This window comes from Estrella lausannensis (assembly GCF_900000175.1).
Taxonomy (GTDB): Bacteria; Chlamydiota; Chlamydiia; order Chlamydiales; family Criblamydiaceae; genus Estrella; species Estrella lausannensis.
On the sequence record NZ_CWGJ01000025.1, the window covers coordinates 303,802 to 326,703 of the forward strand.

Genomic DNA, 22,902 nt, shown 5'->3' on the forward strand with positions numbered 1-22,902 from the left:
CGCTTTAAGAGAATCCAAATTCCGAGATGCTTTCGGTGTGGCTTAAGTATTGCAGATCCTGAGCGTTATTGCCGGATATAAAAGGGTTGCATCGGTGGGCGTTGGCGGGGCGCTTTGCCGTGATATCACCAGAGAGAGGTTCTTTTCTCTCGTCATAAGGGCCGGTGCCAGGTGGTCTTTCCATTTTGCATGGTCGCAAAAAATTCCTTTAAGCGAGATGCAGTGGATGTTGTTGGCTTGAAAAAGCTGGCCTAGGCTCTCTTTAGTCAGCAGCCTGCAAAAATCGAGTGCCAAAGTACTCAATTGGGAGCATGACTGGGCGATCAGATCCACCTCCGAATCGCCGATTTTGTTGCAGTTTGTCAGGTAGAGCTCTTTCAGTTCGGGGAGGCTGGCAGGTATCTTCTGGATCGAATCGCCCGAGAGCTCGCTTTGCCAGGATAAATCCAGCTTTTCAAGATGAGGGTTGCTCAGGATAATGGTTCTTAAAGTGGCATCAGAGAGCTTTCCTCTTCCTGGATTGGCCACTGACAAGAAACGGAGTTTTGTTAAGTTGTCTCCCAAAGCCTGCAGGCCTGTATCCGTAAGACGGGTGCACGATTTCAGGTTCAGTACTTCAATATTGGGGCAGGAGGCAACGATCGCTGCCAAAGTGGCATCGTTGATTTTAGCCAGCTCAAGGTCTAGTTCCCTGATACTGTGTCCGGAGAGTTCCACGATTTTAAGGAGCATCTCATCGCTGAGTACCTTGGCTTTTTTCAGTTTTAACCGGAAGGTAGTGCCTACATTGGCTGTGGCTCCTCTTTCTTGGAGCTTTGTGAAGAAGGGTTCGATCGAGGATGGCGGGGGAGGCGATGTCCAGCCCACGGTCAGTTGGGAAAAGGCGGGGGAGGTATCTTCATCAAGGAGAGTCTCAGGGTTTTCTTCTCCCGCAGGGATAGTGAATGCGAGGCTGAGAATGCTCGGGAAGAGCTCTCTTAGATACTGCATGGACTCAGCGTTAAGGGCGCCAACTTGCGTCAGATCCAACCCATGGATTAAAACAGAGAGAAAGGGGTGGTTGGCCAGCAGATCCTCAATTTTATTTCTGACCTCGTCATCAAAACATTTCAAAACGAGTGTGAGACCGTGGCTTTCTCTTTCCAGTTGGTAGAGAGTGCTTCGCTTGTTGATGGCTTCGATGCAGAGATCGATCAGTTGGGGATCGAAAGCATAGGCGGTTGCCTTATCTAAAAGAGCCAGAAGGTTCTCTTCACTAAGGCTCTTGATGGATCTTTCTTTTCTTCGTATTAGAAGGGCAAGATGCTCGAATGTTTTTTCCGATATCTCTCCTAGAGTAATTTCCTGCTGTTGGGATTCTTGAAATGGGCCGGATAACAACGTGTTAAAAAAACCGCTGACGGCAATTAAGGTGCTGCTGGTAAACGAGGATTTCTTTCCGCCCGGGCTTTTCAAAGCCACAAAAAAGTGCGCTGCTTCTTCTGACGACAGGTACTTTTTGGCAAAACAGGAGATTTTTTCAATGGAATCGGCATAGTCGGGTTTTTTGGCAAGCGGCCCCACCTTGCTGATGATTTGCCGGATTTTTGACAAATGCCGGTCTCTGAAAACCTCCGCAGTGTCCCCGACCTGGCACACTGTGGCCGCCGCTTGTAGCGCTAATTCGGAGGGCAACGTGGCAAACTGATTCTCCAGGCGTTTCAAAAGCTCCGGAGCATATTTTGCTATGGTGACATCGCAAAGAGCCTTGATGCGTATAATCGACGCACGCATTGTTTTGGATGTTTGAGTGTTTTCACTAAGCTGCCTGGTTCTGATCAGTTCGGCTATATTCTCCAAATTTTGGAGAGAGGCGCTCAACTGCCGGGTATCTAATACCTCGGGCGGCGATGCGGATTTGATGTTTTTCAAGACGACTGCAGCAAGCTCTTCCGGAGTATTTTCAAGGGGGGAATGGGCGTTTTCATCGCATTGTTTGTACAAAGCTTGCAAGCGTATTAAATCAAGAGAGTAAGAAGGGATCATAATACTATTTTTTTTGTTATTAAAAATTAAATTGTATTATTAACTTTTGTAAAAGTCAATTGTAAAATTATTTAGTTTGCTGTTTTTTTTGTCGTTTAAAGCGGATAATCTTGAAAGATTGTTTTGTTATAACGAATGCCTATCAAAAATTGGGGTTTTGGTTCTTTTGAGACTGCAAACGGATTTGGCTTCTGTCGATTTTGAACTTCTTGTCAAAGATACACTGAGAAGGCTTTGGCTTCTTTGGTGTCTTATATATAAATTATTTCAAAATGTAGTTTTGGGCGGAGAGGGCAGGCTCGTTTTCATTTTTTATGAAAAGTAGCGGCTCACGAGGTTTACCAAGTGCGCGTGGTCTATCAGCGAGCCAACTTCCCTCGCGCCGTGCATGGAAAGCTGGGGGCATCCCAGGTCGATCAGCTCGAATCCGGATGCGGCGGCCTGAACAGGCCCGATCGTCGAACCGCACGGAATGTCATTGCGGGAGACAAATTCCTGAAACGGAATGCCGGAGGTGAGGCACATCCGCTTGATGTGGGCGGCTAAATTACCCGATGTCGCATAGCGCATCTTGGCGTTGTACTTAATCACCACGCCGCCACCCAGCCTGACGCCATGGCGCATGTCATGCTTCTCCGGGAAATTCGGGTGAGTGGCGTGTGCTTCGTCGATGGAAAGGCCGAAGGTGGAGTGGCGCAGCCTTGAGACCCAGTCGGAGCTGAGAGACAGTGAGAGCCTGATGCGCTCTAAAATTTCCACAAACAGCGTCGAACCAGCCCCTTCCGCAGTTTCGGATCCGATCTCTTCATGGTTCCAGAAAATGGCCATGCCAAGCGATTCGCTCTCAGGAACACCCTTCGTAAATCCTGTCAACAGGCTGAAGGCGCTGCCTAAGTTATCGATGCGCGCCGAGGCGAAGAGATCGTGGTCAAATCCGATAAGCCGAGCCCTCTCCAACGGGTAGATCACAAGGTCGTGGGATAAGATAGGCGGCAAGGAGAAAATTTTGGAAATGCTCTCGAGCAAGTTAAACTGATCACCGAGAGAAGCCGATGCCAGCAGATAGAGGTGGTTTTCCGGGTTTAGCCCAAATCCCTTCTCATTACACTCACGGTCCAAATGGATCGCAAGATGCGGGATGATGAGAGGATAGTCGCTAAGATCAATCAGTTTAGATGTAATGATTCCATCTTGATCATAATAGACCTTGCCCGCCACGCCAAACTCGCGGTTTAAAAAAGAAGAAAGCACAGGAGATCCGTAGATTTCGGCTGCGATCAGGGCGTTCGATCCTTTGGAAAAGGAGGGTTTGGGTTTCAGCTTCAGAGTTGGGCTATCGACGTGGCAGGCGGCGAAAAGCAGTCGGGCGGGTTCTTTTTCCGGCAGCTTAAAGGCGATGACTGTCCCCCCCTTTTCGACGAAGTAACGGCCTCCATACGAGACGGTGAAAGAGTCGGCAAGGTTGAGGGGAATGTAGTTCTCAGCCGTAAGCGCTTTCTTGATTTTATCCGCAACATGCCAGGGGCTTTTTCCTTCATCCAAAAACCTGAAGAGAGCGTCTTTCATGGGAATGCCTTCCTTTAAGAGTCTGTTCCGATTGTAGCTTTTCTCTCAAGAGGGGTCAATCAATTCGAGGCTTGGGCGCCAACCTGCAATCTTTCACTCTTGGGGAGCTCTCTCCTGGATAAAACCAAATTTGGCGACACTTTCGGGGTAAAACGCTTGCGCTTTGGAGATTGCATCTTCAAAATCGGAACTCTCTCCATCCACTTGCAGCATAACGGGGTTTTTTGCCCTTAGGCATTTTGCATAGGATCTGTCGTAGTAATCGAGAAGAAGTAAAACGGCTTCCCTCCATCGATCTTTCATTGCCAGCTCGATAATGGTGCGCGTCTTAAGCCCTCCCAGTTTTTTTTGAATTCTGAGAACGGCCTCTTCAAACTGCTCAGTCGAGATGGGGCTGTAGGCGGCCAGCAGCCTGTCAATTCGCTCTTCTATGTCCCTTTCCAGGGCAAAGAGAGGTGATTTTTGCATCTGGTCATAGAGCGTATCGGGAATTTTGAGCGGTCCGATCATACGGCTCTCGTCCTCGATCCAGATGGGTTTCTCCCTGTCGAAAAGGAATAGGTTTTCGGCAAGGTAATTCTCAAATTGCTCCTGGGTTGGCGATATTCCCATGCGGATATGGCCGAATACGCTACCGCGGTGTGAAGCGATCTCCTCGAGGTCAAGCACCTGCTCGCCCCTCTGCTTGAGCGCCTGCAGGAAATCGGTTTTGCCCGAACCTGTTTTTCCTCCGACGACAATCAGCCGAAAAGGCGTTTCTAAGAGGTTTCTACAAAATCTTCGATAGGCTTTATACCCGCCCTTGAGGGTGAACACTTCGATTCCCAATCTGGCGACGAGGTCGGCAACGCTGCCGCTGCGCATTCCGCCTCGGAAGCAGTAGAGCTTGAGCCCTCCGCCCTTGGTAAGAGCTTCCAGCTCCTGGATCATTCCGCTCAGCTTAGGTCCCACAAATGATAGTCCCAGGTGGAACGCCGCCCTCATCCCTGCCTGCTTGTAGAGGGTTCCGACAGCACTTCGTTCCGCGTCGGAAAACAGGGGAATGTTATGGGCCCCTCTGATGTGACCGGAGAGAAACTCTAGCGGGCTTCTGACATCGGCAAGAGGGGCTTTGACTTTAAGAAAAGAAGCCGGATCGAGCGGGATCACGCATCCGATCCTTGAACCGGTCTGATCACTTCGAGTCCGCCCAGATAGCTTCTCAAAACTTCAGGCACCGTTACGCTTCCATCGCTGTTTTGGTTGTTTTCAAGCAAAGCGACCATCAGGCGGCTTGTCGCAAGCCCCGAACCATTTAGGGTGTGTACGAACTCGGGCTTATCCTTCCCTCGTCTGAATCGGATATTGGATCTTCTGGCCTGGTAGTCGGTGCAGTTTGAGATCGAGGAGACTTCATAGTAGCGGTCTTGTCCCGGCAGCCACACCTCCACGTCGATTGTTTTGGCCGAAGCAAACGACATGTCCCCGGTGACCAAGAGAGTATTGCGGTAATGGAGCTTAAGACCCTGCAATATCTCTTCGGCGCTTTGTACCATCGATTCAAAAAGAGCCGGGCTGTCTTCCGGTTTTGAAAAGCAGAACATTTCCACTTTGTTGAATTGGTGAGTCCTGATCAGGCCTCTCTCCTGCTTTCCAGCGGCTCCTGCCTCTCTTCTGAAGCAAGGAGTGTAGGCGGCGTAGCGCAAGGGGAGCTCTTCTTCTTTGAGAATCTCATCTTGATGCAGTCCGTTCAGAGCCACTTCTGCCGTCGGAATAAGCCACAGAGGGTAGTCCTCGTCGTCGAGTTTGAATTGCTGCTGCTCGAATTTGGGAAGCTGTCCCGAACCGTACAGTGTCTCCCTTCTGACCAACAGGGGCGGCATCCACTGGGTGAAGCCGTTTTTGATGTGAATGGAGAGCATGTAGTTGATCAAAGCCCATTCAAGCTGCGCACCGATGCCTCGGTAGGCAGGCCAGCCCGCTCCCGATGCCTTGGCAGCTCTTTCAAAATCAAACAGTTTCAGCTTCTCGTTCAGTTCTAGGTGGTTTTTGAAAGGAAATTCAAATTCTCGTTTTTTGCCATATTCTTTGATGACGACATTTTCTTTGGGGTCTTGGGATATTTTGATGTCATCCATTGGAATGTTGGGAAGGCGCTCGATTTCGCTGATGAAGGCAGCTTCCAAGCTTTTGAGCTCCTCATCTTTAGTGCGGATCTGGTCGCCGATCGCTGAGACTTCATCCATCAGCGCTTTTGTGTCTTCCCCTTTGCGCTTCATCTCGCCGATTTTGGAGGAAAAGTCGTTCCGTTTGGTCTTTAACGCATCGGTCTCAGTCTTAAGATCGCGCACTTTAGCATCGAGGGAGAGAAGAGATGCCAGACTGATGGAGGGTTCTTTGGTTTGCAATTTTTTTTCGATTGTCCCTGCGTTGGCTCTGATTTCTTTTACATCTAGCATATGCTTTCCCATGGGTATTTAAAGTCACGACTGCCTGGGAGGAGCCTCTCCTCCCTCTTCAATGAAGTCCGGTTCGGTTAGAAGAAAACCGCCCTGTTCTTCGTGGAAGAGTATAGGGATTCATATTCATGGGTTCAACTTAAATCAGAAAGAGGTTCTGGAGTCTGCTATTATTATAAATATCTTAATAAAAATTTTATGTGAGTATAAATATAATTTTGTTTTGGTTTGTTTGAGGTGTATAATTGGGAGTGTAAATTGATTGCTTTATTTATTTGTCGTTCTGGAAACCGATGCGGTTTGGGTGAAAAATAGAGCGTCTATTGAATGATCGTTACCCTGATGTGTACCCCTCTGCTTAGAGACTGTTGACGGATTTGGGTTTCGGCGATTTTAGGACTATTTGGACCTCTTTTCGGGAGCAATAGGCGAGAGCTGATATTGCCCCCCAAAAAGGATCGAAAAGTGTTTAAATAGAGCGTCAAACTCACCAGGAACCGAATCCGTTAACAGTCTCTTAGAGAGCTCGGGTCTGCCAAGGAGGGCACTATGGTTCATCAGTATGGGTCAACACCCCCGCAAAGGGTCACACCCCCGAAGGGGGGCGCGCCTGGCGCCAAATCCCTTTTTAACGCGGGCAAATGCTCCATCCAGCAGTTGAACGCCCTTCTCCAGGGGCTCTCTATTCGGGAGAAGAAACAAATGATCGACTCTCTTTCCGCCGAAGAGCTTGAACTTTTGCACGAGCACATCATGCCGGGAATTTCAGACCGGGAGATCACGCGGTTTGCCTTTGACAGGAAGGTTAAGCTGTTGAAGGATAAAGTTTTGGATAAAAATGAAGACGCTCCGCTTAAGCTTGTCGATAAAACGATCGTCCAGAAAGAGAGAGACAGGCTTGTCGAAAAGATCACTCAGCAGGCGCTGAAGACAGTCGCTGACTCCAGGGTTATCGAAGACAAAACGCATAGTGCCGAAAGTGGAAGTAAAGAAATTGCCTCGCAAAGGACGATCGGCAAGTTCGTGCTGTCTCTGCTTAAGAAAATCGGGCGCATGTTTGCCTCTTTAGTCTCTTCCGTCCACTCATTTTTTGACCGGCACGTCTTTTCATTAATGAGAGCAAAGCCTCCCTGGGCGGAGGCAACGGAAGGGATGATCCTTTCCCAAAATTTTCATGATGTGGACATCTCCGACCTATCGAAAATAGGCGAAGACAAATACAAGGAGTGGTCGCAAAAACCGGTGAAGATGATCCATCACCTCCTGGGGATGACGATCGCCGGCACAGTCGTTAAGCAAGAGCCGCCGCCTACAACCAAAGAGGAGGAAAAAGCGAGAAAAGATAACTCTTTCCATCATGGGGGGCAAGGGCTGGTCACGACCCATATCGAGATCGAAACCATCAAACATCTTTTGGAAGAAGGTAACTTAAACGACCAAGAGCTTAGCAAAGTGGAGAGGTATTTGAGGGCCACGGAGAGGAGCTTAGCTCTAAACCAGGCGATGCGCTCTATCCGCGATGTTGATGTCAAAGAAGGGGTGAATGCCCTCGTCATGAAGGAGAACATCGCCAGGATCTCCGATAAGCTCATGTATGAAATAAAAAATCTGCCGGAAGGCGAGCCGATTTTTATTGATATAGGCCATCTCGGCCACGCGATGCGCCTCTCGTTTGAGAAAAAAGACGGGCATATCTTCAGCACTCTCTATGATTCAAGCGGCGCCGCCGATGCCACGGAAGTGTATAACTCCACGTTCGGTATCTTAAAACTGGCCGCGCTCCAGCTGACTCAGGGACTTAGCAAAACAGGAATGCAGGTCAACTTGCCGGAGGGCGCCTTCTATGCCAGAGGGCCGGAGTATCTCCGCTCTCTGCTTCATGTCTCCTCCGAAATGGGGCGCGCTGAACAGAAGCACACCAATAAGCAGATGGCGGGAAAAGGCGGCCCGATGCTGAAGCTGAGGCAGAATATAAACAAATGGCAGAGGACTCTCAGCGTCTTTTCAAGCCTTGCTCCGGAGAGGTTGAATAAATTGGAGATGCTGCAAGAGAAGCAGGTGACGGGCAATTGCTATGCTAAAAGGCTTGCAACAAACCAGATGCATGAGATGGGTAAAGAGTTGCGGAAAAAGCTGGCTCCTCTCCTTCTGGAAAAAGAGTTTGATCTTCTTCTTAAAGTTGCCGTCGATGACAAAAGGATCACAAAAGAGCAAAGGGATCAGATCAAGGCGATGGATAGGCGCGTTATCGGTGAGAGGGAAATGAAGCAAGCGGCCGAGAGGCTGTCCAAGATTGGAGTAGAACCGAAAACATATCAGGATTGGCTCGATATCGGAACCGTCACGTACCACAAAATCGAGAAGGAGAGGGTAATTAAACTTGAGGGAGGAGAATTTGATCGACTCACCCTCCGAGAGATTCGAAAGAAAAATGTATCGACCGGCGACATGAAGGGAGCTTTGCTGATTAACCGATACAATATCTTCAGGCAGAAAAGTCAAAAAGTGGGAATCCATGTCAGGGGAAAGCTGGTAGAGGTCGATAAGAAAACCTACATCAAGATGCTGGAGGCCAATCCTGAGGCGCTGATCAGCAAAGAGGCGACCCGGATGCTGCAGTATCTCACCTATTCCCGCACAATCGGCAAAGAAACGAAGCAAGCGGTTTTGGATCTGCAGCGCAAGCAGATCGTATTAATGAAAGGGGATGCTTCAAAAACTTTAAACGAAAAAATCGGACTTTTGCACAAGCGAATCAAGCCACTTGAACAAGAAGATGTCCGCCTCCAAAAAATGGAAGAGAGCTTCAAGAATGAGATCAGCGAACTGAAGCTGTTGAAGCTGTCGGGGCGGGACAAGAAAAGAAATGAGGAGAGGATCGCAACGCTTGCCGATTACGTTTCATTGATGCATGCGCACAGGTCCAAGCTTTATAGTGCGAAATCGGCAATCGAAGAGCAGGGAAAAAATCTTGGGGATCTCAAAAAGACTCATGAGGAGCTGCAAAAGTGCAAACACTACAAAGAGGTGTCAAGGCTGTATTATTCCATCAAGGAAGGAGCCGATGCAGTTGAAAAGGCGCTGAGAGAGGTTGAAACACAGATCGATGCCGCACACGCTCTCTCCTCAAAGCAAATGGAGAATAAGATTCAGAGTCATATTAGCCGCTCCATACAATCAGAGATGAAAAAATGGGATGATTACCAACTGGTATTTGATCTCTCTAAAGCGGACATGCGTTCTGCCGAGCAGAAAAAGAGTCCTCCCCAACCCGGTTCTGTCACTGAAAAAATACAAACCGCCTCCTCCACCCTCGGTCACGACTTAATCCAAATGTTTGCCAAGGATGCCTTGAAGAAGGCAGAGACGGAAGCGGCTCATACGGTCTTCTCATCAAAAATAAAGGAGGAGAGGTTTTATCCCGGGATGTGGGACTTCCTTCAGCAGGTGAAGAATAATACCCGCGTTGAAGATCTTGCCCGCACTGTTGAAGGCGAAGTCGACAGCTATTTCAAAGAGGCTTATGTGAACACTCTCTTCGAGATATGGACTCAGCATGAACAGGTCGGGTTTTTTATTTCCATGCAGCAGAAGAGTGAGCCTGAGAGAATGATAGAAATCGAAAAGAGGTTCATCCGCTTCTTGGAAGAGAAAACCGGAAAGAAAGCGATCGAGTTCGAATCCGCCGGGTTTTCCCTCGAAGTTGATCCCGGTATGATTGACTCATATTATCCTGAAGATGAACAAATCGATCTGATGGCTAAGCAGCAGAAAGAGTCGGCTCAAAAGATCGGTGACTTTATGATGAGCAAGCTCAAGAAAAAGTCTGTGAAGCCCCCCGAAAAGGCGCCCGTTCCAGAAAAACCTCTCTCCCTGTCCGATATTCAGCATCCTCTCCCTGTCAAAACCGAGATCTTGACCTTTGCGGGGCCTCCTGGGGTGTTTGAGCCGGGGATGGAAAATGAAGGAGCCAATTTTCCGAATACCTTGTCCTTTGCCGAGAAAAATCCTCCGCCAAAACTGCCTCCTTCTGACTCACAAGAGCATGTGAAGGAGTACATCCAAAATAGCAGGAAATATATCACCCTCTTAAGGGAGACGGAGGGTCTCGAAAACAGGAATGAGAGGATCCGCTCCTTTGCCGAAAGCGTTATTCACTCCCTTCATGAAAATCAAGGTGCAGCCGCCGGGAGAGCCGATATCCTCTATTTCAGCCAGGTATTGACCGACGCCATGACAGACCCCGAGTCTCAATTTGATTTAGCCGTTCTTAAAATGGGTAACTTTGAGAGGAGAGCGCTTATCGTCTCCCTTCTTAAGGGTGTGGATATTCTCATGCGGGATGCGCGCAATCGGGGAGAGCCTCTTTTTGTCGCCAAAGACCTTCTTTCGATCGTCAGGCAATGGGAAAGAATCGCTTATCCCCTTCCCAAAGACTTGAGCCTCTCTCTCTCGGAATGGAAAGCGGGTACAGCCTATGCGGTGACAGGGGATCAGCTCTCAAACTATCTTTTGGAAGTGGGTGAGGCCATCAGACGCTCTCCGATTGGTCTTGAAGGGATTGCGGAGGGAAAGCCCGCCCTGCAGGATGCGATCGTTAAATGGGGTTTAGAGCAGCACATCGGAAAGGTGGAAGAGAGACGGATGGCAGATAAGCTGGATTTAAGGGCCGGCCGCGAACTGCTCACAGAAAACATGCTCGATTATTATGGGACGCAAAGTGAAGAATCTCCGTTTTCCAAGGGAAAGCTGGGATCGGTTGAAGGAAGAGAGTTGTTTGAGAGGGCGGCAAATGAGGCGTTCTCCCTCGGATCTATCGAGGACAGGAAGAGTATCATCGCGCTAATCGATTCACTGATAGAGAACGCTCCGGAGGAAGGTGAGACGGCTGGCATTTCAGTTCCGGTAAAAATATTTCTTTTAGAACTTAAACTGTCGCTGGGAGTCGCATCAACCGATGAGATCGTCCGTCTGGAGGGATATTCGGAGAAACTGACGGCAGAGAGCTCTCTGGATGGAACGGAGAGGCTCTTCGGATTTTGCCATCATATCTTTTTGACAACCAAAAAATTGGAGACGCTAAGCGCCAAAGACCCTTCTGACGGAATCCAAAAAAAGCGCCTCTTGGCTGAGATTGCTGTCGCCCACTTGGCTGCCCGTTTGATTTTGAACCAGGCAAACGAAGAGACGACAAAGAGCCTTTATGAAAATAAAGCTATCCGAAGGGAGATGAAACGGGCGCAAGAGTGCGTTGGAACACTCCATCTTGATCTTACCGATTTTGCGAGAAACATTGAAGAGGGCGAGGCTGGAGGCTACCTGCTTGAGGCTCTCAAAAATTACAAGACAGCGAAAAAACTCGATGGCGACCAGATCGAGCCAATGGAAGCCTCAGCAGTGAACGCCGAGGGTTTCATTTACTTGGGAGGAGGCGTTAGCTGGGATCTGTTGCATGGCGCACTTTTTAAAGGCGGTAATGTGATGCAGATGATGAGCGCCAAAATTAAGGAGGACCCCTATGTCCGCCATCTTAAGTTACAGGCGCTTCCCTTCAAAAGGGTAGGATCATCTTATGTCTACTCAGAAAATGGCGTGGGTAAAATCTTTCTTAAGGAGTCGAGTGACGGGAGTGTGGTCATTCAACGAAAGCTCTCCGTCTTCGATAGAGGCGAGCAGATTCTGCAGTATGTGCCACGGGAGAGTCTTGAGGGCTTGAGAGATGTGGTCGTCAACAGGCTCGGCATCAAGGAATTTTGGAGGGATGCAGAGGGCGGGATTTACGGATTTGATAAAGAGCATCAATCGATTTTCAAGATTGATCTCGAAAGTGGGCAATATGTCCTTAAAGATGCCCAGGATTTGACGGCTTGTTCCCTCGGATCATTGCCATCCACACCCTTGATGGACCAGCTCACAAAGTTTATTCCCCATGGGGAAATTCTGCCTTCGACTCAAGGAGACGGCTGTTTCATCCCCGCTTTGGGGATGTATGTAGAGGTCGATGCTGCCGGGGGTGAGTGGAAATTAACGGGAGAGGGCTGGGAACAGATGCGCCTTGTGCCTTCGGAGAAAGGACTTATTATCGAAAAGATCTTGAACGATGAGCAGTTAAAGAAGATTGATCAGTTGAAGGAGCAGGCAAACGGGTACAAGGAGCGGGTGGATGCGCTGCAAAAAAAAGAGCAACGTTCATTTCTGGATAACAATCAGATAGGGAAGTGGAACAGTAAGCATGCCCGGTTGATGAGAGAGGTGGATCATATTCGAGAGAGGCGTCTGATTTTGATCAACCAAGGAGAGGAGGCACCGATCACCTATCAACAATATGATCTGGACCACACCGACGCTGTAAGGCCTAAGTCAACTCTAGGTGCTCTTAGGATTTTGAATGAGGAGGCTATCACCTACAGCCAGATCCTTTCTTTTAAAGAGAGGCTTTTTTTAGACAGGCCTTTTACCGACGAAGAGGAAGCGGTTCTCAGTCAGCTGGCGGATAGACCGGTTGTTGGTAAGTCGGCAGAGGAGTGCCACATCGTGCTTCTTCTGAATTTTGCCCTAATCCAGCAGGGTGTGCTCAAGAGGGAGATGCACCTGCAGGGCAAGGGATTTCCAGTCGATGAGTCGGCGTTTTTGCTCGCCAAGAATAGGGTCGATAATGCCATTGCCCAACTTGCCTTCCTGGGAGTCAATGGAGCGGATAAGGAGCTGACCCTCCTGTGGAACTTCGTTTCATTGAAAACGGAATTTACCGGAAGGGAAAAGGTCGTGCAATTTTTTGAGAAAGAAGCGCTTGGACAGGTAACTTTGCAAAAAGAGATCAGTCTTGTCGAGGCTAAAAAAGAGCTGCCCATACGCGCTCTGCACTTCGATGGAAGGGTAGGTTATGAACTGAAGAGCTCAGGCCGGGTGACTTTGAGCAAAGAGCAGCAAAAATTGATGCGTTCCCTTGACCGGATCGCAGAGGACAATCCTGGCAAAGCCGCCTTCATCGAACAGCAGAAGAGAGGTTTTTACTTTGAAAATTACGGTCTTCTCTCGAGGGCGGAAATCATGAATCTTTTCAAGGTAGAAGAAGAAAAGAAAGGTTTCTGCCGACTGTCTTCGCAAGATGCCGATGCACTTTGGGAGTGGATGCAGTCGGAAAATAAGGATGAGGGGAAGAGGCCTTGGCTTGTCAAACAAGAGGGGTCTGATCTTTTGCGATTCAACGGCCTTGTGAGCCAATTTTTTTCTCAAAACCAGCTTAGAACATTCCTGGGGGAGCGGGGATATTCATCTCATGAAGCAGGCTTGATTGGCGATCGTCTGCAGCAGTACGCCAGGCAAGCGGCGCTAAATGGAGGGGAATACAGGCTTGATGGCGGCGAGGCAAGTGCCAAGGATCTAGCTGACAAGATCAGCGGGCGCATAAGGGATCTTAAGATGGAGAGGCTAAGCTACGAAAGCCGCATCGAATCCGTTTTGAATAACACCAAAGGAAAGATAGACCGCGCCGATCTGATGACAGCTTTCCTTTTGGACGACTACTCTGAGATTGAGGCAGCTTTGGATATTTCCGATAAAGTCAAGGTCCAGTCGACCCTCTATTCCCTGCGCAACTGCATTGCCAAAACCCTTTATTTAAAGACAGAGGAAGATGTTTTAAATGATTCCAAATCCGCGCTAGCTGCAGGAAATTTAAAGAGGGCTTTGACGCTGCTTCATACAAGAAGGGGCTACGACTTAGAGAAGCTGGAAAAGAGAAAAGGAGATGATCTTTTGCAAGGCGAGGCTTTAAGGCACCGCAAGCAGGAAATGAAGATCCAGAGAGCTTTTCTTCTTTTTGAGAGCCAATTCGGCCATCGGCTCAATTTTCAGCAGGTAAGCGTTTTTAACGGACTTCTTCTCGATGACCGGCTCGATCCCGATAAAATCGATGCAGTGCAGGCCAGGATGGGCTTTGGAAAATCGACGCTGATGCCCCTGATCGCTCTGATCCGCGCCGACGGCGATACATTGGTTAAGCTTGTCGTACCTAAATCCCAATGGGAAACAAACACCGGAGAGCTCTCTTCCTTTTTATCTCAGGCGCTTGCCAAAAGAGCGTATAAGGATGATTTCAAACGGTATCAGATACCGATGGAGACGACATCGAAGGAGGGGATCAATCCCAGGATGGAAACTCTTCTGGAGGCAGGAGCGGATTTGAAGCTGCGGATGGAAAAATATCGCTCCCTGATGCGGCATAAGCATATTGTGGTCCATGCTCCCCACGTCAGAAACAGCATGGAGGCTCAGCTGAAAATATTTTTGCATATGCTGTCAAAAGCAGACGATCCAGAAGAGATAAGCGCATTGACCGACTGCATCCGCACGATGAATGCAATTCGTGCCCTTCCTTCTTTTACAGCCTTTGATGAGCTTGATGCCACTCAAGACTCCGAGAGTACCGATGTCAACTTCACAACGGGGCAGAAACAGTCGATAACCCCTGATGCCGTTTCCGTGATAGAAATGGTTCTGCAGACCATATCCGAAGGAAAGGAGGGGGGGAAAGAGGCCTTGGCAAAAGAGTGTCTTATCAAACTCGGGATTGAGGATCAAGAGGGGAAGATAGCTCGATTCATCACAAGGAAAGATTATGATCGGCCTCCGGAGTTTCCTGACGCGGATCCCGAAAAGTCCAAAGCTCTCTACTTGATGAGAGGCATATTCAGTCAGGATAAAATGTGGGAGATGGCATCTTCCAAAACCCCCGGAACAGATTTTGGTGTCTACTTTGAGAAACGGGTGGATGGATCGATACGCTACGATATGGAATCGACAAATTTTAAAGCCGGCGAAACGAAGAAACCGCCTCTTTTAGTCGCTATGCCCTACAGTGCTGCCAACACCCCGAGGCCTCAGGGATCTCAGTTTGACAATCCGGAATCTAAAGTGATCGCGACTCTGCGTTACTACCTCGATTCGAAGACACAGCTGTTTTGCGATCCCCACCTGACGTTTGTAGTGCATCATATGAGGGAGGGCAATGCCGCCTCATTCTTTAAAGATGCCAAAGGACAGACCGATCCTCTTTATCATCAGATCAAAGCTGTCGCCGATATCGAAGATCCCTTAGTCAGGCAGGGCGCCGAGGAAGCGCTTTTTCAAGAGCTTTCAGGCAACCCCGGATCCTTCAAGGTTATATTGGCGCGGATGATCGCCGTCAAGCAGGTGCAGTTCGATGAAGGGAAGGCCAACAGCAACCGATTCGAGAAGGGCAGTTTCAACGAGCAATCGATAGGCTTTTCCGGAACAAGCGGAGATACTTCGACTGATTTCCGGAAGGTGCAGCGCGATCCGGCATCCGATGGCAACATGACGATTGGTCTTATGGGAAGGGGTGAAAACCAACAAGTGGATGTCGTTCTGGAACGGGAGGGAGATGCCGCCTCGTTCACGGACAGCATCCTTTCTGAATTCGCAGAAAAAATGGGACCCAAGACAAGGGCGCTGATCGATGTCGGAGGCCTTTGCAAGCTAGGCAACCGCGATGTAGCCCTGCTGCTCTTCGATAAAATTGTCATGGGTAACAATACGGTTCAAGGAATCGTGTTTTACGATGACAGCACCAACACCGCCAAGGTAGTCGAGAAGGATTCTTCCGGGCAGCCTCTGATCCGTGATTTTACCGATACAGACCGTAAGCTGTCTGACAGGGAAGGAAAGTATTTTACCTTTTACGACCAGGCGCACTCGCGAGGTGCGGACATTCCGCAGATGAATGGGGCTGAGGCTTTCATCACTTTCGATCGGGGCGTGACAAACAGCGATTTCAAGCAGGGCGCGATGAGGCTGCGTAAACTGATCGACCAGACGCTTAGCCAGTCATTTCGAGTCTTCGCTTCAGAGTTGGCCCTCAAGCAGGTACAAGAAGACATGAAACTGGAAGGAGAGCTTAAAACAGTCGACATTGCCGCCTGGCTTCTTAAGAAAGAGATTGAAAGCGAGATGGAAAAAGGTCCCATTGAAGCATTGCTTGAGGTGCAGTCTGCATTTAAAACGGCACAGCTCCAGGCTCAATCCGAGATTTTGAAAAGTCTGTCAGCAAAAGATCCACCTCCGGGCCCGAAAGAGATGGAGCGTTTCAGGGGCTTTGTGAATGAGTTGGATAATCTCTCCGGATTTATCGACAAGACGGAGACCGACCTCAAGGCTAAGTATGGAACAGTCCAAAAAGAGACTACGCGGAGCGCGTTTTTGCATGGGCTGCACACGCAAGCTGAGGAAAACGAGAAAAAGCTCAAAGAGCTGATCGGCAAAGCAGAAACTGACCTGGGAGTAAAGAGCTCCTATTCGCTGCCTGATCAATATCGCGGGGAAGTCAGCCGCATCCTGAAAGAGAGGGGCAAGAGGCTGCCGGATTCTTTTATCGTTGAAGGCAGGGCCGGTGCTTCCATCTCTTTGGCCCAAGTGCAGTCGCAGTCTCAATCCCAATCGCAGTCTCAATCGCAGTCGCAGTCTCAATCCCACTCCTTTTCGCAGGTGTCCGCCGAGATTTTCGAATCAGCCCCCCTGTCTAAAGTTGAAGACAAAGCCTATCGTAGTGCCACAGTCGCTTTTCTTGGCGGAGAAAACAACCCAAGAGCCGGAAGCTTTGGCGGCCTAAGTCACCTTCTTTCCTTGAACGATCCTGTCTTTTTTGGAGAAGCGTTTCGTGAGAAGTCCAAGGAAGGAAACCTCCTACCGGCCTGCAGGTATTTGATTGTTCGGCAAGAGAGTGGAGATGTGTTCCTCGTCGATGCCGAGGAAGCTTCTTTGTTTAAGAAGGAGCAGGGCAGTTGGCCGGGCTTTTCCCTGGTTGACTTGAGAAGGTGGGATCAAAAGGATTTTGTTCTTTCGGGCTCTTTGCCGGATGTCGAAGGTTTTAAATCGTTGCCTCATGTGAAGAAGCTGGCTCTTTTGTCGTTTACGAAGGGAGTTGAACAGTCAAAGACGATAGATGAAATCGCTGAGGCGCTTAAAGGAGTCGTTCACGACAGTGATCTTAGGCCAACCCTTGAGATTTCCGGCGACACCGGTCAAGCAGACGGTCTACTTCAATTCAACGAATGGGGTTTTGCATCGAAAGAGGCGAAGGAAGTATCCATCGACATCACAAAAAATGCGGGAGTCATCATCGAAATTGCCGGTAAGGGCGCCGTCATCAAAGACAATATTATCCCGCTGATTAAAAAGCAGCTGGACGAAAAGAGCGCCAACGTGCTCGAGGGTGCATCTTTCGAGATCAAGCAGGAACTGGCATCGCTAAAAGGTAGGAAGTCTTCGCTTGAAGCGAAGATCAAAACCCTGAATTTGGAAAAGAAGCTTAAAATGCAGGGGCCCAGGGGAGAGTTGAATCTGCTGAAAGAAGAGCAAAAGGGACTGTCCGAAAAGCTGAAAGACAACCTTCAGCCGCTTTATAAAAAGGAGATGGAAAGCATTCTCTTTAGCGGGCAAAACCCCAAAAAAGCATATGATGATACCCTAACCGGGGCACGAAAGGTTATCGACCATATCCCCCGCCTGCAAAGAGGAGAGTTCAAACAACTAGTCGACGCCTCCCTGCCTCAGGTCGCCAGCCTGTCGGATGTGATGACAAAAAAACTGGAAGCCTCGCAAGGAAAAGGGATCAGCTTTATCGTTAAAGACATCGATAAGCTATTGAAGGAGCGCCTTGGTGCGCACTCTTTAAGCCTGGCGGACATCAAAACGCTGGTCTTAAGCCATACTATTCAGGAAAAATCCACGATCACACATCGCTTCTTTCATGCGGAAGCGTTCATGCAATCACTCATAGAGGCATTACCTCTGCCCCAGCAACAGATGTTGCAAGCGCACACTATTGATCCAGATGTTTTACCCAACCGGTCTGCGGATGATATTCTTCGAGAAGTGCTGATAAGGGAGAATGGAGATGTCTTGAAGGCTAAGGCCGAAGTGCTGCTCAGGCTAGAGGGCAAGGTGCAAAGTCGCGGGAGCTTTGAAAAACAGATCCGAGAGATTCTGCAAGCTTCACACTCCAATCCCATGCTGATGCAAGAAGCCATTATTGCCTCCATTCAAGAAAAGGACAAAGAGGCTATTGAAGTCAATTATGGCAATGGCGACATCTCACAATTTCTCATGGAATATCTATCCAATAACTGGTCGAAAAAAGAGAAGAAAATAGTGGATGTTAACGCAACGGTGCGAGGGATTCTCGATTTCTTCGATCACGAGCGCCGCGAATTTCTGACATCATCTTTTGACGGATCTGCCTTTTCGACCTATGTGGAGTCCAGGTTGGCCATCATGCAGAGTGAAGAGAAAATCCGCGAGTTAAACTCTTTTTTTCACGACCTGGAAACAGGCAAATGGGGTGTAGAGGATTTAACCGATTTCCACTCCCTGCTGCCTTACCAGAATGAGATGCCATACTTTACACCCGAAAAAGCCGAAATGATGAACAAAGTCCGGAAAGAATATCAACGGGCTGAGTGGAACTTAATCCGCAATATCACCGAGGTGGAAGAAGTTACCCACTCAATGAACTCTAAGTGGCTGATCAAAGGATTTGAAGCGCTGGCAAAAAAACAAGGAGAGCTTGAGAGCAAAAAAAGGGTGCAGACCGAAAAAATCAAAGCGATTGCCGGTGAATACCAACTCAAGAGCCAGTCCACCCTGGAGGAGTTGAAAGAGGTCAGAAATCGTTACCATGAAACTCTTCTGCAGGAGTCTGCAGTTTTAAGCCTCGTCAAGCAAGAGCGAGCAATTCTTCAAGAGCTTGTCGATCAAACGATTCGGTTAAATCCTGAGCGGGCAAAGACTCTTCTGCAGTCGCACTTCAACCTCTCTGCCCTTCTGGAGCATCCCCTGAAGGAGAGCATCGGTATCAAGGCGACTTTCAAACCTCCCAGATTTTTAGATATTGCCGATCAAGTTAAACTGCACGAGAAGGACATCCATGGCTTGAGCGGCAAAGAACTAAAAAAACAAGAGGAGATGAACCTAGCGGAAATTACCGTCTTTTCCGAAGCCTCCCTTGTTAAGAAAAGAGCTCCTGTCTCCCCTGGAACACAGATTAGTTAAGTATCTGATATGTAGTTATATATAAAATTCCATCCCCAGCCCAGCATTTTTTCTTCACACCGCTCTCCGGGAATTTGGTATAGTGAATCCCTTTGGCGGGGGAGATCGTAGCGCCTGTACTAAACTCAAATCGTATGATTTTAGTGCGGGGCGGTCTCTTATACCGAAAGTATCTCAAAAGTTGGCTTTCGCAAAGCCAAAAAAACAACTTTTGAGACACTTTCGGTATACAGTTCCCACCCACCTTCTCATAGACTGATTAAGCGGAGAAATCTTTTGCGTCTCAAAAAGTTGAAAATTCACGGATTCAAGTCCTTTGCCGACAAAGTCACCCTGGAGTTTCATGAAGGCATCACCGGCATCGTCGGACCTAACGGTTGCGGCAAATCCAACATCGCCGATGCGTTCAGGTGGGTTCTTGGAGAAACTTCGGCGCGCAGCCTTCGCGGCAAAAAGATGGAAGACGTCATCTTTGCCGGGACGGTGACAAGAAAGCCCGTCAATTTAGCGGAAGCTACCATCACACTGACAGAGATCAACGGACTGTTGCCGACAGAGTATGATGAGCTGGAGATCACGAGACGTTGCCTTAGAAGCGGGGAAACAGAGTATCTGATCAACAGACAACCTGTCCGTATGCGCGATGTGATCAACCTTTTTTTGGATTCCGGTGTCGGCAAACACGCCTTCTCTATTTTCGAGCAGGGAAACATCGATGAAATTATTCAAAAATCCCCTAAAGAGAGACGAACTATCTTTGAAGAGGCCGCCGGCATCTTAAGGTTTTTTGAAAGGAAACGGGAAGCCGAGAAAAAACTTGAGCTTTCTGAAACAAACATCAGCCGCATCAAGGATATCCATCAAGAAATCCACAAGCAGATAGCCCTCTTAAAAGAGCAGGCCAAGGAAGCGGAGACCTTCCAGGGAAAAAAAGAGCAGCTCGAAGATTTGGAATGCCGGCTTCTTTTTGCCAAACAAAAAAACCTGCAGGAAGAAAAACAAAAGTTGAGTGCAGAGGAGACGATCAAGAAGCAGGGAATTGCTGAGATCGAGGCGTCGATTGTTCATTTTACCAAAGAAATTACCGAGCTCAAAGCTGGTCTTGAGGCCAAAGAGCGCGATTTTCAGGAGATGAATGAAAGGCTGTTCAATGCCCGAAGTGAAAAGGAAGCCAAGCTCCGCGAGAGAGAGTCCAACAGCGAGAGAATGAAAGAGTCGCTAACCCGATTGGCTGATTCCGACAAGCACCTGCAGGCGCTTGAAGAGATGCAGAAAAGGCAGAAGGAAGAGACGAAATCTCTCGAGGAGAAGATCAGGCAGGCAAAGGCAAAGGAAAAAGAGCTTAGAGAGAGTTTAGATAGGGAAAGGGCCTACCTTGCTGAGATAGAAGAAAAAGTGCTGGAAAACCAAAAAGCCGAATCGGAGCTCAAAGAGGAAAAGTTTCTCCTGATGCGCTCCGAGAGAGAGATCGAGGGAGAAATCAAAGAGTCCAGGGCGCGCTTTGAAGCGGTCAAGGAAAGAAGAGAGAAGACAGAACGGGAGTCTCTTCTAAGGAAAAGGGCAAAAGAGGATCTTCTCGCCAGGCAGGCTGAGCAGAAAAAAGTAGTCGATACCCTATCGGAAGAGGTCGAGAGCAAGAAAAGGATTCTTCAAAAAATCGATCAGGAGGAGAACGGGCTTAAAGAGCTTGCTTACTCTCTCGAAGAAGAGTTGGAAACTCTCAAACGTGACTACATTCATGCTGAGGCAAGGCTCAAAACTCTGATCAGGCTGAAAGAAGAGATGGAGGGGGCGCAGCCGGCCTTCAAGCGCCTCACGAAAGAGGCTTCCCTTGAGAAGAGTCCTCTTTACGGCCTCATCAAGCCTCTTTTTGAAGTGGTGAAAATCAAAGGAGAGAATAAACCTCTTTTGATGCAGGCCTTAAAGCCCTATTCGGAAACATTTGTTGTCAAAGACCACGAAGCGCTGAAGAAAGTCCTGCTCTTTGCCAAACAGGAGAAGCTGCAAGATTTATCGCTTTTCTTATTGGATTCGTTAGATCCGCAAGGTGGAGAGAGCCTGGAGGAGCGGATCAATAACCACTTCCTGAAGCCCGTCCGCCGGGAGACCGGTTGGAAAGAGGCCTCTAGTCAGATCAAAAGGGGAGGAGCCCTTCTTGTACTGACCGAAGAGGGAGGGGTGATCGACCATAATTTGGTTTACACCCTACGAGGAGAAAGTGAGAAAAATGCTTTTTTCCGCGAATCAGAGATCGAGGATCTTAAAAAAAGAAGTTCTTCGCTCGACCTCAAGAAACAGGAAGTTTTCGAGAAGGCGGAGATCGCCAGAGTAAGGAGAGGAGAGCTATCCCAAAGAAAAGCTGAGGCAGACAGGGATTTAAGGAAAACTGAGATGCGTCAGCTGGAGAGTAACTTCCTCCTGCAGAAGATCGGCTCAGACTTGGAAGCGATTCAGGAAGAAGAGGCGAAGCACTCCGAAGAGGAAAAGATCGCCAGGGAGGCGTTAAGTCGCTTCGAGAAAAGGCTCGAAGAGTTGCAAGAGAAGATGGCCGCTAAAGCCAGGGAGCTGCAGCAGCTAGAGAAGAAGAGTATGAACGCTTTGCAGCGCTATGAAGAAGAGAAGCTAGATTTTGAGAGAAAGAAAGCTGCTTTAGTGAAACTGCAGGCTGAGTTTGATGCAACGTCCATGGCGGTAGTCAGACAAGAGGGCGAGCTCAAAGTTCTCCAATCCAAAGCGGGCGACGCGGAAAAGGAAAGGGCGCGTCTTGAGATGGAGAAAAGCAATCTTGATGAGTGGCAGAAGAAATGCCGTCTTAAAAGTTCCACTTTTGAGGAGGCGTTGCACAGGGCTGATGAAGCTCTTTCTATCGCTTTGAGAGAGAGCAAGGCTTTGGAGAGCAGCATCAAGGACCAAAAACGCAAGATTACTGAATTCGAGGAGTCGTTAAGAAAAGGATATCAGGGACTCGAAGGGGTAAAAGAGCTTCTTTCCAAAGTGAAAATTAAAGAGGCCGAAGTCGATGCGAGCCTCAAGGCTAAGGCGGAAGAGTTCTTACAGAAATTCAAAAGGGCAATCGACTCAACCGACAAAGAAGTCAAACCGCTCGATATGCCTCACCAAGAGGCGGAGCGCAGAATCAGAAACCTGCGCAAGGAAATCGAAGAGGTTGAAGGGCGGATCAACATGACGTCGATTGAAGAGCTTAAAAAGCAGCAGGAGAGGCATGCCTATCTCCAAACCCAAGTCGATGACATGTTTGTCTCGAAAGAGGAAATATTAAAGATCATCGCTACCCTGGATAATGAAAGCCGTCAGCTATTTGAAGAGACGTTCACGAAGGTGCGCGCCAATTTCCAGCGGAATTTTAAGATACTCTTTGGAGAGGGTGGAGAGGCTGATCTTGAATTGATCGATTCCAAGGATATTTTGGAAGCGGGGATTGAGATTGTCGCGAAACCGCCCGGTAAAAAGATGCGCTCCATCAATTTGCTATCGGGTGGAGAGAAGTGCTTAACCAGCATGGCTCTTCTTTTCTCCATTTTTGAGATTAAACCAGCGCCGTTTTGCATTCTGGATGAAATCGACGCTCCTCTCGATGACACCAACGTCGAAAGGTTCCTCAATGTTGTGCGCACATTTGCTGACAGATGTCAGTTTATCATCATCACGCACAACAAAAGGACGATGGCCATTGCGGACAGGCTGTTTGGTGTGTCGATGGAAGAGAGAGGAGTTTCTAAACTCCTCTCTATGGAATTCAACCGGGAGGCTTCTCCAAAAACGGAGCTTGTCGAAGTATAGA

General features: G+C 48.6%; 6 protein-coding genes. 2 read left to right on the top strand and 4 right to left on the bottom strand.

Going from position 1 to position 22,902, the window contains the following annotated elements; all coding sequences use genetic code 11:
* Positions 1-42 precede the first annotated feature (42 nt).
* The 4 genes from ELAC_RS08830 to serS form a co-directional block, all read right to left on the bottom strand.
* Positions 43-2,025 (bottom strand): BTB/POZ domain-containing protein, encoded by a 1,983-nt coding sequence (locus tag ELAC_RS08830; protein ID WP_098038914.1) that lies wholly within the window; start codon positions 2,023-2,025, stop codon positions 43-45.
* 312 nt (positions 2,026-2,337) lie between these two features.
* Positions 2,338-3,591: a M18 family aminopeptidase gene (locus tag ELAC_RS08840; protein WP_098038916.1), complete on the bottom strand. Its 1,254-nt coding sequence runs from the start codon at positions 3,589-3,591 to the stop codon at positions 2,338-2,340.
* Positions 3,592-3,684: 93 nt separating this feature from the next.
* Positions 3,685-4,740 carry a tRNA 2-selenouridine(34) synthase MnmH gene (gene mnmH, locus ELAC_RS08845; protein ID WP_158227855.1) on the bottom strand — a complete coding sequence of 352 codons (1,056 nt, stop codon included), beginning with the start codon at positions 4,738-4,740 and terminating at the stop codon, positions 3,685-3,687.
* The gene (serS, locus tag ELAC_RS08850) at positions 4,737-6,029 is read right to left on the bottom strand and encodes a serine--tRNA ligase (protein WP_098038999.1); all 1,293 of its coding nucleotides are present in this window, start codon (positions 6,027-6,029) and stop codon (positions 4,737-4,739) included. Before serS ends, mnmH begins: the two co-directional genes overlap by 4 nt.
* A gap of 549 nt (positions 6,030-6,578) precedes the next feature.
* On the opposite strand from serS, the gene ELAC_RS08855 reads away from it, so the two are divergent.
* Positions 6,579-19,100: a DUF3638 domain-containing protein gene (locus ELAC_RS08855; protein WP_098038918.1), complete on the top strand. Its 12,522-nt coding sequence runs from the start codon at positions 6,579-6,581 to the stop codon at positions 19,098-19,100.
* Between the two features lie 276 nt (positions 19,101-19,376).
* The gene (gene smc, locus ELAC_RS08860; RefSeq protein WP_158227856.1) at positions 19,377-22,901 is read left to right on the top strand and encodes a chromosome segregation protein SMC; all 3,525 of its coding nucleotides are present in this window, start codon (positions 19,377-19,379) and stop codon (positions 22,899-22,901) included.
* Position 22,902: the final 1 nt, after the last annotated feature.

Coding starts and splice junctions, on each gene's coding strand:
- ELAC_RS08830 (WP_098038914.1), bottom strand. CDS start 2,025: ATGATCCCTTCTTACTCTCTTGATTTAATACGCTTGCAAGCTTTGTAC.
- ELAC_RS08840 (WP_098038916.1), bottom strand. CDS start 3,591: ATGAAAGACGCTCTCTTCAGGTTTTTGGATGAAGGAAAAAGCCCCTGG.
- serS (WP_098038999.1), bottom strand. CDS start 6,029: ATGCTAGATGTAAAAGAAATCAGAGCCAACGCAGGGACAATCGAAAAA.
- ELAC_RS08855 (WP_098038918.1), top strand. CDS start 6,579: ATGGTTCATCAGTATGGGTCAACACCCCCGCAAAGGGTCACACCCCCG.